Raw genomic sequence first — 15835 nt, forward strand, 5'->3', positions numbered from 1 at the left:
TAATATTACGATATATCGACTCAAATTTTTTTAACAGCAGCTTTTAGCGGCAGTATACGAGCCGAAGAAGGTGCTTAACTCTTTACTTAATAAACTCCACGCGGCGGGCTCAATGCAATAACAAACGCTTACGCCCTCTATAGTGCCTTGTATTAGCCCGGCGTTTTTAAGCTCTTTTAAATGTTGTGATATGGTAGCTTGCGCCAAACCTAATTCATCAACCAGGTCGCCACAAATACAGGCATTGGCATTTATAATGTACTGTAAAATAGCAATACGGGCTGGATGCGCCATTGCTTTAAGCATGGTTGCCAGCTTGTTTTGCTCCTCGGTAAATATTTCTGTTTTGGTTAAGCCCATTGAATCGTAATATTACGATTGATAGTTGAGATATGCAAATATATTTATTTGTCCGTCCGGTTTGGGGACGGAGAAGAAGGGATAATTATATCCCCAAAACCTGCTTTAACTTAACATACCCGGTTTTACTTACCGGTATTTTAGCGCCTGATTTGAGGATGGCAAGGTGACTATCTTTTTCGTAAGGATCTATACGGGTAATTTCCTGCACGCTTACAATGTATGAGCGGTGTACGCGTACAAACTGACGCGCATCCAACGTTTGTTCAAAGAAGCTCATGGTTTTATTTTTAAGGTATGAGCCTTCTTGTGTAAATACACTTACATAATCATCATCGGCTTGCAAATATTGCACATCAACAACGGGTATTATTTTTACTTTGGTGCCGGTTTTTACCACAATACGTTCATGTTGCGCGGGCGAGTGTGAGGCGGTTTCCAGTAAGTTTTCTTGCTTTGGCGCGGCGGTGTGCGGGGCCTGTGTCAGGTATTTTTCTATAGCTTTATTAAAACGGTCCTTGCTGAATGGTTTTAGCAGGTAATCTGTAGCGTGTGCCTCAAAGGCTTTTATGGCGTACTCATCAAAAGCGGTGGTAAATATAACGGCGGGCTGGTCATCAACCAGTTCCAGCATCTCGAAACCGTTTATTTTAGGCATTTGCACATCTAAAAATATCAGGTCGGGCTGATGTTGCTGAATAGCTTTAAGCCCTTCAAAGCCATCGCCACACTCCTGTATAACTTCTATCTGCGGATAGCCTTGCAGGTATTCTTGTACAACCATACGGGCCAAAGGCTCGTCGTCAATTAATAAAGCACGTATCATGACTGCGGAATTTTAATAATAGTTGTAAATATATTATCATTTGTATGAGTTTCCATCAAATCATTACGGGCAAAAAGCAAATATAATCTACGCTGCACCCCGCTTAAGCCAAAACCGGTACCCTGGCGCGGCCTGGAAGTTTTAGGATCATAAGGATTTTGTATGATCAGTTCCAGATAACTGCCCTCCAATTCTGCACGAATGCTTACTACCACATCTTCAGTAGTATCGTACAATCCAAATTTAATAGCATTCTCTACCAGTGGTTGTAAGAGCATAGCGGGCATAATACTTTCGCCGCATTTTGCATCGCAGCTTATTTCGGTTTTAAGGCGATGGCCAAAGCGTACCTTTTCAATTTCGAGATATAGGTTAAGATGCTGTAGTTCCTCATTTAAGGTAACCTGTAATTGATCGTCTTTTTTAAGGGTGCCCCGTAAAAAATCAGATAGCTGGTGTATCATTTTACGTGCTTCATCGGGCTTAAAGCCAATAAGCGCGTTAATAGAGTTTAAGCTGTTGAATAGAAAGTGGGGTTGTAATTGTTGCCTCAGGTTATAAAGCTCAGCATCGCGGGCCAGTTGCTCGGCTTCCAGCTTGCGTTTTTCATTTTCTTTTTGATCAAGCTGCGAGTACCATATCATACTAATCATGGCCATCCAGCCAATCGCCAAAAAATCAGTAAAAAACCTAATGACCAACGATTGCGCCATAAAGTTGGCATATACGGTATCTGCATTTAAAAACGGAAGTATATATCTGCAGCCCGCGGTACAACTGGCAGCCAGTGCAACACACCATATTAGTATATTAATATAACTGCCCTTACCGGGTTGATAATAGCGTAGGTTATTGTTTATGAGCCAGCAAGCTGCTGCAAGCAGTATAGCGCTTATCAGGCTATCGGTTATAGCGGTATACCATGCAAATCCAAAACCGTGTATAATGTAGGTTTGCAGGCCCGCCCATGCAAGCCCGCAGGCTACAAATGCCACACTTATTTTTTGAAATGTTAATGATGATATCGCCAAAACTTATATTTTATATTAAGATTGGTTCATTATTAATAACTGCGTATATCTACCCCTGCAAAAATTGATGTGCCTTTTAACACCAGTATTTTGGTATTATCTAACGGGGCGCTGGTTCTTATTCTTTTATCATCAAAACCTGCAAAGACAGCTGCCATATCTGACACTACCATCCAGTGTGCAGGTACAATTATTTTAGTACCGCCAAATACTTGGGTAACATCAATATAAACACGGCCCTTGATATCAGCTTGTGTAAAATCCAGCTCAGAGCCACCAAAGATGTTTACTATCTCGCCGCCCTGAAAATTCTTTGAAAAGATGATCTTTTTTACACCGCCAAAGATAGATACGGCATCCAAATGGTCGTCGCCGGTATAACCAGTACCCGGAGACGGCGGGGTTGACGGATCATTTGGTGTAGCACCAATTGTGTAATCAACTATTGGGTCGTTTGGGTTAGTTGGGTTGGGGTTGCCAAAGTTGTATTTACCAGAATCCCATTTTCTTTTCCAGTCTTTTTTATCCCAATAATCGGCACCATGATTATTACGTCTTAGTATTAAAAAGGCACCAAATCCTATAATAGCTAATGGCCAAAAAACCGCGCCGGCATTAAAGCCGGGGATGATACGGTCAAGCAAAAAAGCGAAACCAATAATTATCATTATTAACCATGATGAATTGCGGAAGTTATGACGGGCACCCATATAAAGCCCCCATGCAATTAACCACATTGGCCAGCTTAACAACCAGCTTGGGAAAAAGAAAAAATCCATTTGCCTTAACAGCAAGGATGCACCTACTACAAGCAAAACTATGCCTGCTAACACTTTCCCCTTGCGGGGGCCATTTTGATATTCTATATTATTATTTATGTCGTTATTCATGATCGTAATTTTAAATCTTACCCAAAAGTAAGGCACTAATATAGCGAGCCAAAAACAAAATTGGCCATTTACTTAGAAGAACTCGGTGAATGCAGGTATTTTTTCGGTAGAAAAGTCTCTAAACTTCCGGCTCCTGCTGACTCAAGCAATGAAAGCTGCCTAAACCCCAGATAATATCAGTAGAATCGATGCCTATAACCTTTCTTTCGGGGAAGCAGCCTTGTAAAATTTCGAGGGCCTTATCGTCATTATTACAACGGTAAGTAGGTACCACAACAGCCGCGTTACTAATATAGAAATTAGCATAGGAGGCGGGTAAACGCTGCCCGTCGTAAACAACAGCATCGGGCATTGGCAGCTCAATAATATCTAACTGCTTGCCGTTTAACAGGCGCATGGTTTTTAATGCCTGTAAGTTTTCCTGTAGGATATGATAGTTTTCGTCGTGCTTATTTTCTTCAACAACGGTAACAACGGTATCTTCGGTTACAAAGCGGGTAATATCATCAATATGGCCGTCGGTATCATCGCCAATTATGCCATCGCCCAGCCATAAAATTTGCTCCGCGCCGTAATAATTGTACAGATAGTCTTCTATTTGTTGCTGGTTTAAATGCGGGTTACGGTTTTTGTTTAACAGGCAGGCAGTAGTGGTTAAAATTGTGCCCTTACCATTAAAATCAACCGAGCCTCCTTCCATCACAATACCCGGATTATAAACAGGCAAACCAAAGTGATTACCAATTTTTGTAGGGATAACATCATCCAGGTCAAACGGTGGATATTTGCCACCCCAGGCGTTATAGCCCCAATCTACAATGGCTTTTTGTTTAGTATCCGCATTGATCAAAAACGCCGGCCCATGATCGCGGCACCAGGCATCATTAGTTGCAAATTCAAAAAATTCTATCTTGCTTAAATCAGCATCAACTAATTGCAATTGCTGTTTGGCAAATGCAGCCATTTGCTCGTTTTTAACGTTAATACGAACCAACTCACCTTCGGTTAATACCTTAATAAACTCGCAATATTTAGGATAGATGGTCATGAGCTTACCCGGCCATGATTCTTCCTTATGCGGCCAGCTAAGCCAGGTGGCAGTATGTTTTGCCCACTCTGCGGGAAAGTGGAATCCGGCTTTGGCCGGATTGACCATAGTCGATAGTCGATGGTCCATAGTTACAGTGTATTTCTTAAAGCAGTGATCATTTTTGTTAAAGCTTGATATTCGTCGTACAGTTTTTGGAAATCAACATTATCTATTATTGCTCGTTTTTTACCGATGAAAAGGCAAGAAACAACTTCAATAGCAGACCTAAGCGAGTAACCCAAAAAAGTTTTAAACACAGGATTGGTTTGACCTGTACATCCTTCAGCAATGTTTAGAACTACTGAATCAGCAGCCCTTTTAATTTGAGAGGTTAAAACATAAAGTTCATCCTTTGGGAATTTTTTAGTCAACAGATTTACATCGACGGTTAGGTCTAACGCTCTTTGCCATACCTGAAGGCTCTCGAATTTAAATGCCATATAAAACGTGAATTATTTAACTATGGACCATCGACTATGGTCTATGGACTACCTTATTCGTCGAGCAAACGTTTAGTTATTGGTTGATAAGAATCAATTCTTCTATCACGTAAAAAGGGCCAGTGCGTGCGATAGTAATCTGTTTTATCCAGATCAAGCTCCTGTACAATTACTTCTTCATTATTATGCGATGTTTGATGTATTATCGTACCAAACGGATTAGCAAAAAACGATCCCCCCCAAAACTTAACACCTGCTTCTTCGCCAACTCGGTTTACACTAACTACATGTACGCCATTGGCAACCGCATGCGAGCGTTGTATGGTTTGCCATGCGTTATATTGCTCTACATTGGTAGCCTCATCCTGCGTAGTTGCCCAGCCAATTGCGGTTGGGTAAAACAGTATCTCGGCGCCCATTAATGCGGTTATGCGTGCAGCTTCTGGGTACCATTGGTCCCAGCAAATTAATATGCCTATAGTGGCAAATTTGGTTTTGAAAACTTTGTAACCCAGATCGCCGGGAGTGAAGTAAAATTTCTCATAAAAACCCGGATCATCGGGTATATGCATTTTGCGATACTTGCCTAAATAAGCACCGTCAGCATCAATTACAGCAGTAGTATTATGATAAAGGCCCTGGGCGCGCTTTTCAAACAGAGAAGCAATGATGACCACGCCTAATTCGGCAGCAACTTTAGCAAGCTCATCCGTTGACGGGCCGGGAATAGGTTCGGCCAGTAAAAAATTATCATGATCCTCTACATCACAAAAATAAAGCGATGTAAACAGCTCTTGCAGGCAAACTATTTGGGCGCCTTTTTTAGCTGCTTCTTTTACCTTAGCAATAGCTTTTTGTAAATTATCATGTTTGTTAGCTGTGCAGCTCATCTGCACTATACCTACCTGTACTTTACTCATTCACCTAAAATTTGTGCAAAAATACGGTTTTTAAAGATTAGTTAATTAGAGATTGAAGATTAGTTGGCACTAACTAAGTCATGCGTCTCTAATAATTTTTTGTAACAATATAATCGTATTATAATCGGTTTAACACTAATTAACTAATCTCCAATCGGTAATTAATTAATCTCTAATCACTAAATTATTACCTTTACAGCCAATGACAGAAATAGACAAAAGCATCATTAATGAGGTTGAGGACGAAATTAAACCTAAAACCTGGAAAGGCACCTTTTGGAATATAACTAAAACGCTTTTAAAAATTGCAGTAACATCCGTTTTACTATACTTTGTTTTCAGGCATGTGCCCTTTAAAGATGTAAAGTATAGGTTGCTGCACGCCAATTACTGGTGGATGCTTGCAGCACTGATAAGTTTTTTCCTTTCAATAATAATGTCATCATGGCGATTAATGAGTTTTTTCAATTCTATTAATTTAAAACTCGACCCACGTTTTAATTTCAGATTATATATGCTGGGCCTGTTCTATAACTTCCTGCTTCCGGGTGGCATAGGCGGCGATGGTTATAAAATATGGATGTTGAATAAAAACTATAAGCTACCGGGTAAAAAAGTTTTTTGGGCGATAATGTTCGACCGATTAAGCGGCCTTTGGGCAATTGGTCTGATAACTGTTTGCCTGATATTTTTAATACCTCAAATTGATATTCATATTACTATACCATTAGGCATTTTTGCGGCTGCATCGGGTGTATATTATTTTGTTGCCTATAAGTTTTTCAGAGAATATACACGGTACTTTTTTGCCGGCCACGCTAAGGCGGTTATAGTACAAACTTTACAAGTTTTGGCAATAGTATTTATATTGATGGGGCAAGATTTTCATGGTAAATTCTCACCATACTTATTGTCATTTTTAATATCGGCATTGGCTACTATTATACCAATAAGTGTGGGCGGTGCAGGTATACGCGAAACTGTTTTTACGCAGCTTACCAAAGTTTTCCCGATGGATAATACCCTGGCTGTTTTCCTGCCGGGATCTTTTTATATTATATCACTTTTAGTTGCTCTGCTTGGTGCATATTACGTTTTAAGGCCAAGCCGTTTAGAAGAAGGTTTGCCTAAAGGTGATATAGTGACTGAAGAGGAAAATAAAGATCAGCCTAAATCAGTTTAATATTTATTAGCTAATGAATATCATTATAACAGGTGCCAGCAGCGGGGTAGGTTTTGAGGCCGTTATTGAACTGATATTATCAGGTCAGCATAAAATTATTGCCCTGGCGCGGTCTCAGGATAAACTGGAGCGCCTGGCCGAAATATGCGCGGGCTTAAATCCTGATTGTATATTATACCCCATTGCTTTTGATATTGTACATGATGATTATGCGGATCTGCAACAGTTTATTACCAATAATTTAGACGGAAATATAGATGTACTAATAAACAATGCAGGTGTTTTAATAAACAAGCCATTTATAGATTTACAGGAAGCAGATTTTGTTGAAATGCTGCAAAGTAATTTTATAGGGCATGTACGTATAATTCAAAGCCTGCAAAAGTTTATGCCTGCAGGTTCTCACATAGTAAATATTGGTAGTATGGGCGGCTACCAGGGGAGCGCAAAGTTTGTGGGACTATCAGCCTACTCGGCAAGTAAAGCCGCATTACACACGCTTACAGAATGCCTGGCGCAGGAATTTGCCGAACTTGGCATAAAGGTTAACTGCCTTGCATTGGGCTCGGCACAAACCGAAATGCTGGAGAAAGCTTTCCCGGGTTATCAATCGCCGGTAATGGCATTTGAGATGGGTAAGTATATTGCCGATTTTGCCTTAACCGGCCATAAGTTTTTTAACGGGAAGATATTGCCTGTGGCGATGAGTACGCCATAACCTAACGCATCAATATTATTGATACGTTAGGTTGAAAATATTTAAGTATAGGCTATTCAGAAATACAGCAATTGATTAGGTTATTTCTTCAGGTATAGCAAAGTTATAGCTAATGTAGCACCAACCTGGCCAATCCAAAAAATGAACATCCATTTTATAGTTTCGGTCTTGTTCTCAGCCATTTCTTTAAGGACCTCACCAATTTGCCTTGAGATATCTTCTTTAGTGGCTAATGTCTTAATAGTTGCTTCCACAGATCGTTCTGTTTTGTTATCAATATATTTAAACATAGCCTCGGTAGTGTCGTTACCTAACTTGTCAGATAACAAGGTGTACAGCCGGGCGGTTTCTTTTGCTTCTAAGTACATAACAAATATAATGATAAAGGTTTAGATTGTAATCAACTTAGTTCCTGCTGCTTACTTTTAAAAATTCATTTACCACAATTTCTGATGTATACTTTTTGTTGCCGTCTTTATCTATATAGCTCCGGTTGTTTAAGCGGCCCTCTACAACAATTTCATCACCTTTTTTAAGTATGTCTTCGGCTATTTTGGCCTGTGCGCCCCATATCACTAAGTTGTGCCATTGGGTGTCGGTTATTTTTTCGCCTTTATCATTTTTGTAGCTTTCGCTTGTAGCTAATGATAGCTTTGCCAGTTTCTTGTTAGTGTCAAATGTTTTTACTTCCGGATCCATGCCTAAGTTACCTACCAGGCGTACGCTGTTTTTTAATGAGTTCATGTTTTTGATTTTTATTGTTTACTTATTTAATTGACAGTACAAATGTGCATCCTGCTCAAAATATTAGTCGGTTATTAAGCGTTTATAGTCGACAATATACATTTGCAAACGTTTGCAAGCGGGTATAATATTGACTACCTTAGCCTTATGAATACCGAAAAAACATGCCTTGATTGCGGCACCGTGATACATGGCCGTGCCGATAAAAAATTTTGCAACGACCTTTGCCGAAATAATTACAACAACCAGCTTAACAGCGAAAGTTATAATATGGTGCGAAATATCAATAATATCCTAAAGCGCAACCGCCGGATATTGGAAGAGCTCAATCCAACCGGAAAAACAAAAACCACCACTGCAAAAATGATCGCTAAAGGTTTTAACTTTAAATACCTCACCAATAAATACGATACACAAAATGGTAAGACCTATCATTTTTGCTATGAATATGGTTACCTGCCATTAGAAGGCGATGAGGTTTTACTCGTAAAGCGCGAAGAAAAAGCAGAGTAGATTATCATTAGTTAACCTACCTGTAGTATTTTACAAAACAGTGAGACTACTGCAGTTGTTACTATCCATATTTGCATAAAAAAATAGCATGCCACATCTGTTCTCTCCATTAAAAATAAAAGACATTGAATTTAAAAATCGCATAACCGTTTCGCCAATGTGCGAATACTCGAGTGTGGATGGTTTTGCAAACAACTGGCACCTGGTGCATTTAGGCAGCAGGGCTATTGGCGGTGCCGCGTTAGTTGTTACAGAAGCAAATGCTGTATCGGCAGAGGGACGCATAACTTATGCTGATTTGGGTATTTATAAGGACGAGCATATAGCCAAACTAAAAGAAATAACCGATTTTATACATGAACATGGCGCAATAGCCGGTACACAATTGGCCCATGCGGGCCGCAAAGCAAGTCATCAAAGACCATGGGATGGCGGCGCGCAAATACCGTCAGATCAACCCAATGGCTGGAGGGCAGTAGCGCCAAGTGCCGTGCCGTTCAACGAAAAAGATGAAGCGCCGGTTGAACTTGATAAAGCCGGCATAGAAAAGGTTAAAGCCGACTTTAAAGCCGCAACCTTAAGGGCCATACAGGCAGGTTTTAAAGTGATTGAAATACATGCCGCGCATGGTTATTTACTGCATGAGTTTTATTCGCCGTTAAGTAATAAACGTACTGATGAGTATGGCGGATCATTCGAGAACCGTATTAGGTTGTTGCTGGAAGTTGTTGAAACCGTACAAGAAGTTTGGCCGGCAACCAACCCGCTGTTTGTGCGCATATCCTCAACAGATTGGATAGAGGGAGGATGGACCGGCGAAGATTCTGTCGCGTTAGCTAAAGTATTGAAAGATACGGGTGTTGACCTGATAGATTGTTCATCGGGAGGCAATGCATTGGTACCAATACCGTTAAAGCCGGGTTACCAGGTGGAGTTTGCCGAAGCGATACGCAAAACAGGTATACTTACCGGCGCAGTAGGCTTAATAACCGAATCCAAACAAGCTAACGATATTATACAAACCGGCCAGGCTGATATGGTAATTATAGCCCGAGAGTTGTTACGCGATCCATATTTCCCGTTACGCGCGGCGCATGAGCTGGGTTATGAAGCTATTAAATGGCCCCTACAATATGAGCGCGGTAAGTGGCCTAAATAGTGATTAGAGATTAGTTAATTAGAGATTAGGATTTTTATATTTACACACAACAATTAAAACCAAAACATATGAAACGCACAGCACATGCCCATTGGGCCGGTACCTTAACCGAAGGTAAGGGAGAAATATCTACCCAAAGCACTACACTTAACAATACCCAATATTCATTTAAGACCCGCTTTGCGGATGGTGTTGGCACCAATCCCGAAGAGTTGATAGCCGCCGCGCATGCCGGTTGCTTTACTATGGCTGTTGGCGCTGCCTTATCTAAGGCCGGGTTTACGCCGGGCGATTTAAGCACCGATGCTATACTGGACCTTGATATGCAGGCGCTGGTAATTGCCGGTATCCATTTAGAGTTAAAAGGGTCGGCTATTGATGGCGTATCCGAAGAACAATTTAAAGAAATTGCCGAAGGTGCTAAAGCTAATTGCATTGTATCAAAAGCTTTGAGCGTGCCTATTACTTTGGGCGTAAGCTACCAATAGTTAATTATAACAATGCCATGGGGTAACTCATGGCATTGTTGTTTAGTGAGTGCAGCACAACCACCTGGACCACCTGACTCAGGGTGACCCCACCTGACCCCACCTTGCGCCGGCTTTGGGATTAATTGCCACCGCACCCCGGATCGCAGATCCTGCCGCTTTTGGGACGGGATGGAATATCCCGACCAACAAGACACTGGCAAAATAGTATCATATTATTATTAAAATGATTGTATATGCAAATCACTTTTTGAGAAGGGTTAGTATATGCTGTATTTTATTTTGTGCCGATAAGGAGTTTATTTCATGCTTCATCGCCAACAGGCAATTCCGGCACAGGCAATCAGGATAGGTTATGCGGATATAGTCTTTTTCTGTTTCGGTAAAAGTAAGGTCGTGGCATTGGCATAACAATATGCTGCCTACCTTACATTCAAAAGGCACCTTGCACCTGGGGCAATATTTATTTTCATGATTTGCCATATAATATTTATTAAAACGAGGCTCAATCAAATGCCAGTTATTTAATCAGTAGCAAAATAATTATTCAATCTTCGTGCTCTCCTCTGTGCTTACTTAGCACCCTCCGCGGTTAAATTTTACCGCCGAGAACGCTAAGAAGTACACAAAGCAACACAGAGCTTTTATAATACACAATATAATTTCATGCAGCTCTGCCTGATTTTATTTTTGATATAACATCGTGATTATTTATGTCATTTCTGTAACTAAAACGCGCATTTCCCTGGCAGCTTCTACCATTTCAATCAATGCCTTTTTTGTTTCGTCCCATCCCCTGGTTTTTAAGCCACAATCCGGGTTCACCCAAAGTTGGTTATCAGGAATTACCGCCCTCGCTTTTTTAAGCAGGTGGATCATTTCTTCCCTTTTAGGCACGCGCGGCGAATGAATATCATATACACCCGGCCCTATTTCATTGGGGTATTTAAAATCGGCAAAAACATCTAACAGCTCCATTTGCGACCGTGACGTTTCTATTGTGATCACATCCGCGTCCATAGCTGCAATACTTTTTATAATATCATTAAATTCAGAGTAGCACATGTGCGTATGTATCTGTGTATCATCCTGCACACCACTGGCCGAAATACGGAAGGCCTTAACGGCCCAATCAAGGTAAGCGGCCCAGTCTTGCTTGCGCAGGGGTAACCCCTCGCGTATGGCCGGCTCATCAATCTGAATGATCTTGATACCTGCTTTTTCCAGGTCGCAAACCTCATCGCGTATAGCTAAAGCAATTTGGGTACAGGTTTCTGCCCGGGGCTGATCGTTCCGCACAAACGACCATTGCAAAATAGTTACCGGCCCGGTTAACATACCTTTCATCCATTTAGCGGTTAATGATTGCGCAAATGCCGACCATTTAACCGTCATAGGTTTGGGCCTTGATACATCGCCATAAATTATTGGCGGCTTAACACAGCGGCTGCCGTAACTTTGTACCCAGCCGTTTTTAGTAAAGGTAAAACCTGCTAATTGCTCGCCAAAATACTCTACCATATCATTGCGTTCAAACTCACCGTGCACCAATACATCCAGGTCAATTTCTTCCTGCCATTTTACCGCCAGGGCTGTTTCCTGTTCAACCAGGTTGTTGTATGCCGTTTCGGTTATCGTACCTTTTTTCAAATTTGCGCGCCAGCTTCTTACCTCGGCAGTTTGCGGGAACGAGCCAATGGTGGTGGTTGCAAATAAGGGTAATTGTAATAGCTTTTGCTGTGCTTCGCGGCGTGTGGTAAAGGGGTGGGCGCGTTGTGCATCCTGCGGTACAATAGCAGCAACCCGTTGCTTAACCGCCTGGTTATGTATAAGTGCCGAGCCTTTGCGTGTTGCATTAGCCTGTTTGTTTTCTGCCAGCTGGTATTGATGGCCAACTCCGGGATTATCCGAGGCAAGGTTTTTAAGTAAAGCCAACTCACTTATTTTCTGTTTAGCAAAGGCCAGCCATTGCTTAATTTCGGGCGTTAATACTTCCTCGTTAGTTTCATTCCTTAAATCGCATGGCGAGTGTATCAATGAGCATGACGGCGCTATCCAAACGCGTTCTGCTCCCAGTTTTTCTGTAGCTTTTTGTATAATGGCAAGAGATTGCTCAAAATCGTTTTTCCAGATATTACGCCCATCAATTATACCTAAAGACAGGTTCATATTATCCGGCAATAAAGTAATTATTTCATCCAATTGCTGTGGTGCCCTTGCCATGTCAATATGTAATGTATTAACAGGCAAAGAGGCAGCTAAGGCGGCATTGCTACCTAAACGCTCAAAATACGTAGCCAATATAAATTTTAAATGCGGGAAGGCTGCCCGTAACTGCTTGTAGGTATCTTTATACGCTTGTTGCTCTTTTTCTGTAAGGTCGAGCGCTAAAAACGGCTCATCAAACTGTATCCACTCTGCACCTAACGCTTTTAGCTTACCTAATATATCAATATAAACAGGCAGCAGGTTTTTTATCAGGTCGATTTTTTGAAAGCCCGCTTCTTTTTCTTTACCCAATAACAGGTAAGATACCGGGCCAATTAATACGGGTTTGGTAATAATGCCTAACTGTTTGGCCTCATAAAATTCATCGGTGATTTTGGTGGAGAATAGTTTAAACTGCTGGTCCTTATAAAATTCAGGAACAATGTAGTGGTAGTTTGTATCAAACCATTTGGTCATTTCCATAGCTACTACATCCAGGCCATCTTTTTGGTAACCACGGGCCATAGCAAAATAAAGGTCAAGCTCTTCATTGCCGGGCTTTAGTATAACCTCATTATACCGTTTAGGTATTGCGCCAAACATTAATGAATGATCAAGCACATGGTCATAAAACGAAAAGTCGTTTGATGGGATGAGGTCTATGCCTGCATCTTTTTGTATCTGCCAGTTTTCATGACGGATATTTTTACCTACGGTAAGCACATTTTTACGACCCGTTTTGCCTGCCCAATAATTTTCGCAGACTTTTTTTAACTCGCGTTGGCTACCAATTCGCGGATAGCCGAGGTTTTGCGTTAGCATTTTCTTTTAATGATTAAATAAATAAATCGGTTAAAAGCTCTTTGGCTAAACTTCGCAATGTTTTGTAAATAAGAAAAGTTGGGATAGGTGAACGCGTAAAAAAAGTTGATGTGTTGGCACAACTTGTTATATAACGACTATCAGACCTGACCAAAAGCTTCATACCGCGAAAGCATTGTCAATTCAGTATATGGCAGGTCTCCTGACTTGTAACATTTTTGCCGCCCTTCCCATCCCGCCGAAAGGGGACAGTGGACATTTATTGGCAAAAATTTTTGCGTTACTTACAGTTGCGCGACAGCTCGTGATTTGCACACGATTCCCTATTAATCTACAATTAAGTAAAACCTATACCGGTTGATGAAGGAAAGTAAAGAACTTACATCAAAACAAAGGTAGCTAATAGGAATGAGGAATTGAATGTTAATTATGGTTTTATCCTGCAGAACAGTTAAAAGATTACTAGGCAGACAAAATAAGTAAGTTAATAAAACGGGGAAAACCGATTTGAGTAATGCAGTGATCCCCGTTTTTTTCATGGTGATAGGTGTAGGTTATTGTTCGATCTCCTGGTAAATACACTATTTGTGAAAAAAGGGGGGGTATCTATATTTTTTTATAAATACCACGCTCCATTTTAATTTCCAGTCGCTCAAGCATAGCCGACATGTTAAAGCCTTGTTTTTGATATTCGGCCTGTACAAGGCCCTTTGCATTTTTTAACGATTCTTCATTTTCCCAAGTGGCAATGGTTATGTAAACCAAATTTTCCTGTTCATCTGTACGCTCATAAGCTACGTCTTCTATAAAGCCCGGGAAATCTTTTATAAAATTTCTGTTGATGTTCATCCTTTCAATAAATTCTTGTTGCGCGTTTTGGGGAACAAGAAATTTGTCTATAAAAATTTGTTTCATGGTGTGTATGTGTTAATTTGATAGGTTATAATAAATGGCAGCAATCATAGCCCTGCTTTATAAGTATTTGTTCTATTTCTTTTTCATTAATAGCACTTTGTGAGGCTTCTATACGCAACACACGGTCACAGTCTTCCAGGTCGAAATTTATTTTATAATGCGGATAATGATCCAGAAGGCATTTTATAATTACCTCCGCCTCAACTGTATCACCAACATTGGTTTTAAATATTTCTATTTGCTTCATTAATATGCAATCTCTACGGTTGTTTTATATATTGATTCATTAGCTATGTTGTTGATCATAAAATGCGCTACATCTGCCCGCGAAATTTTTAGGCAATTCTTTAAAAAATGATTAATAGCTATACGATAGTTTCCCGTTACCGGCTTATCAATTAATTGCGGCGGGCGCATAATGGTCCAATTTATATCACTTGCTTTTACTATGCTCTCCATAGTTCTCAGATCATCATACATGTGCCGTAATAATTTCTGAATAACGTATTTGGCAACCAACTTTATAAAAAACGGAATTACAGGGCTTACGTCAAGCGCAGACGCCGAAATAAAGAAGGCCCTGTTTATGCCTTGTTGCTGCATGGCCCGTAAAAGATTGGCATTACCCTGCGAGTATAGCGTAGTAGGCCTATCACTAAACAAACCTCCCCGCACGCCAATGGCTGATATCACCGCATCTTTATTTACCAGATATTTTTCAAAAGTGGCCGGTTGCATAATGTCGCCCTTTACTACCTCCAGGTTGGGGTGGATAAGTGGTAAATTGGCAGGATTGCGCACTAAGGCAGTTACCCTGTGCCCGGCCTGTAGGGCCAGTTCTACGGCTTGCCGACCTGTGCCGCCGGTTGCGCCTGCAATCAGCAGGTTATAAACGGTAGGTGAATGTTCTATTTTCATGGTAGATAAGTTTAATTGAATTTAAAAGCACTCAATAAAATAATAATGAAAAAGATGCTTAACTGAATAAGGTAAAATTTGTTAAGATTGGCCCTTATTGCATTAACCTGATCCGGGCTACCCGGTTCTGAATTGATCAATTTCCGCAATTTTACGCCTTGCCGCCTCCCCACAAATGCACCGTTCAGGATAAGGATAATTACCAGGCCAAATTTTATCCTGAACCATAGCTGCTCGCCAAACACGCCATTTGTTAAAGCCATCATGCCTATGCCGGTTAAAATTAATACTGCCGCGCCAATGCCAATAAGCCTTGAAAAGGTTGCCATCACCTGCATTACACCTATGGCTTTTTCTTTTTCCTTGTAAAAAAGCTTCCAAAAGGATTTAAAAGTTATATAGTCTACTACGGTAGTGCCAGCCATTAAGGTTAAGGCGGTTAAATGCAGGGTTAAGCAAGCGGGAAGGAGCATTTGAGTATTCATTTTTTTATTGTTTTTTATGGTGATAAAATCTGTTATATTAAACCATTTGGTGGTAATTAAAAACAATATTATACCATTTGGATGTAAATAGCAAATATTTTGTATATATTTTTTTAAATTTGCTT

At 40.7% G+C, this 15835-nt stretch carries 20 protein-coding genes and 1 riboswitch; of the genes, 5 read left to right on the forward strand and 15 right to left on the reverse strand.

What is annotated here, in order from left to right:
* Positions 1 to 30: 30 nt before the first annotated feature.
* The 7 genes from JWR23_RS14210 to JWR23_RS14240 all read right to left on the reverse strand — a co-directional run bounded on the left by JWR23_RS14210 (position 31) and on the right by JWR23_RS14240 (position 5557).
* On the reverse strand, positions 31 to 360 hold the full coding sequence (locus JWR23_RS14210; RefSeq protein ID WP_299516831.1) for a helix-turn-helix transcriptional regulator: 330 nt from the start codon (positions 358 to 360) through the stop codon (positions 31 to 33).
* Between the two features lie 85 nt (positions 361 to 445).
* Entirely contained in the window at positions 446 to 1186 is a 741-nt protein-coding gene (locus JWR23_RS14215; RefSeq protein WP_299516832.1) for a response regulator, read from the reverse strand.
* Positions 1183 to 2217: a sensor histidine kinase gene (locus tag JWR23_RS14220; protein ID WP_299516833.1), complete on the reverse strand. Its 1035-nt coding sequence runs from the start codon at positions 2215 to 2217 to the stop codon at positions 1183 to 1185. The genes JWR23_RS14215 and JWR23_RS14220 overlap by 4 nt, the downstream gene beginning before the upstream one ends.
* 32 nt (positions 2218 to 2249) lie before the next feature.
* Positions 2250 to 3107, reverse strand: coding sequence for a DUF5668 domain-containing protein (locus JWR23_RS14225; RefSeq protein WP_299516834.1), 858 nt, complete (start codon positions 3105 to 3107; stop codon positions 2250 to 2252).
* Between the two features lie 118 nt (positions 3108 to 3225).
* Entirely contained in the window at positions 3226 to 4284 is a 1059-nt protein-coding gene (locus JWR23_RS14230; RefSeq protein ID WP_299516835.1) for an agmatine/peptidylarginine deiminase, read from the reverse strand.
* Positions 4285 to 4286: 2 nt separating this feature from the next.
* A complete protein-coding gene (locus tag JWR23_RS14235; RefSeq protein ID WP_299516836.1) occupies positions 4287 to 4637 on the reverse strand; it encodes a four helix bundle protein in 351 nt (116 codons plus the stop codon).
* Positions 4638 to 4690: 53 nt separating this feature from the next.
* Positions 4691 to 5557: a carbon-nitrogen hydrolase gene (locus tag JWR23_RS14240; RefSeq protein WP_299516837.1), complete on the reverse strand. Its 867-nt coding sequence runs from the start codon at positions 5555 to 5557 to the stop codon at positions 4691 to 4693.
* 202 nt (positions 5558 to 5759) lie between these two features.
* Between JWR23_RS14240 and JWR23_RS14245 the strand changes: the two genes are divergently transcribed.
* Both JWR23_RS14245 and JWR23_RS14250 read left to right on the forward strand, forming a co-directional pair.
* Entirely contained in the window at positions 5760 to 6740 is a 981-nt protein-coding gene (locus JWR23_RS14245; protein WP_299516838.1) for a lysylphosphatidylglycerol synthase transmembrane domain-containing protein, read from the forward strand.
* Positions 6741 to 6753: 13 nt separating this feature from the next.
* A complete protein-coding gene (locus tag JWR23_RS14250; protein WP_299516839.1) occupies positions 6754 to 7458 on the forward strand; it encodes an SDR family oxidoreductase in 705 nt (234 codons plus the stop codon).
* Between the two features lie 80 nt (positions 7459 to 7538).
* Here the strand turns inward: JWR23_RS14250 and JWR23_RS14255 are convergent, their stop codons facing one another.
* Both JWR23_RS14255 and JWR23_RS14260 read right to left on the reverse strand, forming a co-directional pair.
* Positions 7539 to 7826 (reverse strand): hypothetical protein, encoded by a 288-nt coding sequence (locus JWR23_RS14255; protein WP_299516840.1) that lies wholly within the window; start codon positions 7824 to 7826, stop codon positions 7539 to 7541.
* Between the two features lie 37 nt (positions 7827 to 7863).
* Complete coding sequence (locus JWR23_RS14260) at positions 7864 to 8202, reverse strand: single-stranded DNA-binding protein (protein WP_299516841.1); 339 nt, start codon at positions 8200 to 8202, stop codon at positions 7864 to 7866.
* Between the two features lie 147 nt (positions 8203 to 8349).
* Here JWR23_RS14260 and JWR23_RS14265 point away from each other — a divergent pair, with 147 nt between their 5' ends.
* The 3 genes from JWR23_RS14265 to JWR23_RS14275 all read left to right on the forward strand — a co-directional run bounded on the left by JWR23_RS14265 (position 8350) and on the right by JWR23_RS14275 (position 10362).
* On the forward strand, positions 8350 to 8715 hold the full coding sequence (locus JWR23_RS14265; RefSeq protein ID WP_299516842.1) for a hypothetical protein: 366 nt from the start codon (positions 8350 to 8352) through the stop codon (positions 8713 to 8715).
* Positions 8716 to 8803: 88 nt separating this feature from the next.
* Entirely contained in the window at positions 8804 to 9874 is a 1071-nt protein-coding gene (locus tag JWR23_RS14270; protein ID WP_299516843.1) for an NADH:flavin oxidoreductase/NADH oxidase, read from the forward strand.
* Positions 9875 to 9942: 68 nt separating this feature from the next.
* Entirely contained in the window at positions 9943 to 10362 is a 420-nt protein-coding gene (locus JWR23_RS14275; RefSeq protein ID WP_299516844.1) for an OsmC family protein, read from the forward strand.
* A 243-nt stretch (positions 10363 to 10605) separates the two neighbouring features.
* On the opposite strand, the gene JWR23_RS14280 is transcribed toward JWR23_RS14275, so the two are convergent.
* The 6 genes from JWR23_RS14280 to JWR23_RS14305 all read right to left on the reverse strand — a co-directional run bounded on the left by JWR23_RS14280 (position 10606) and on the right by JWR23_RS14305 (position 15710).
* Complete coding sequence (locus JWR23_RS14280) at positions 10606 to 10845, reverse strand: cysteine-rich CWC family protein (protein WP_299516845.1); 240 nt, start codon at positions 10843 to 10845, stop codon at positions 10606 to 10608.
* Between the two features lie 228 nt (positions 10846 to 11073).
* Positions 11074 to 13392, reverse strand: coding sequence for a 5-methyltetrahydropteroyltriglutamate--homocysteine S-methyltransferase (metE, locus tag JWR23_RS14285; protein ID WP_299516846.1), 2319 nt, complete (start codon positions 13390 to 13392; stop codon positions 11074 to 11076).
* 174 nt (positions 13393 to 13566) lie between these two features.
* Positions 13567 to 13759, reverse strand: a riboswitch (cobalamin riboswitch).
* A gap of 239 nt (positions 13760 to 13998) precedes the next feature.
* Complete coding sequence (locus JWR23_RS14290; protein WP_299516847.1) at positions 13999 to 14307, reverse strand: antibiotic biosynthesis monooxygenase; 309 nt, start codon at positions 14305 to 14307, stop codon at positions 13999 to 14001.
* A gap of 25 nt (positions 14308 to 14332) precedes the next feature.
* The gene (locus JWR23_RS14295) at positions 14333 to 14554 is read right to left on the reverse strand and encodes a methyltransferase type 11 (protein ID WP_299516848.1); all 222 of its coding nucleotides are present in this window, start codon (positions 14552 to 14554) and stop codon (positions 14333 to 14335) included.
* Positions 14554 to 15225, reverse strand: coding sequence for an NAD(P)-dependent oxidoreductase (locus JWR23_RS14300; RefSeq protein WP_299516849.1), 672 nt, complete (start codon positions 15223 to 15225; stop codon positions 14554 to 14556). Before JWR23_RS14300 ends, JWR23_RS14295 begins: the two co-directional genes overlap by 1 nt.
* Before the next feature lie 11 nt (positions 15226 to 15236).
* A complete protein-coding gene (locus JWR23_RS14305) occupies positions 15237 to 15710 on the reverse strand; it encodes a hypothetical protein (RefSeq protein WP_299516850.1) in 474 nt (157 codons plus the stop codon).
* Positions 15711 to 15835 lie beyond the last annotated feature (125 nt).

Origin of the sequence: Mucilaginibacter sp. (assembly GCF_028288205.1) — a bacterium.
In the GTDB taxonomy this organism is placed as follows: domain Bacteria; phylum Bacteroidota; class Bacteroidia; order Sphingobacteriales; family Sphingobacteriaceae; genus Mucilaginibacter.